Genomic DNA, 269 nt, shown 5'->3' with positions numbered 1-269 from the left:
CCACCGGCAGCAGCAGCGCATGCAGCTCACGCATGACCTCCACCAGCACGATGGGCGCTGGGTGCAGCCGCAGGCGGCCTGATTCGATACCGGCCAGGTCCAGCGCATCGTCCATCAACTGCTGCAGGTGGTGCCCCGCCTGCTGCAGGCTGCCGACCTGCTCGCGCTGCACGCCCGACAACGGCGACTGCAGCAGCTGCTCGCTCCAGCCGAGTACCGGCGTCAACGGCGCACGCACCCGGCGGCCGAGTTCGGCCAGGAAGCGGGTG

General features: G+C 70.6%; 1 protein-coding gene. It reads right to left on the bottom strand.

Translation table 11 applies throughout. From position 1 onward, the window contains the following. Positions 1-269: histidine kinase dimerization/phospho-acceptor domain-containing protein (locus tag ACQG3P_RS19840; RefSeq protein WP_426806005.1), on the bottom strand; the 269-nt coding region annotated here is incomplete at both ends.

It is taken from the genome of Stenotrophomonas sp. SrG (assembly GCF_050031795.1).
Lineage (GTDB): Bacteria > Pseudomonadota > Gammaproteobacteria > Xanthomonadales > Xanthomonadaceae > Stenotrophomonas > Stenotrophomonas rhizophila_A.
This window is presented reverse-complemented; position numbering and strand designations above follow the sequence as displayed.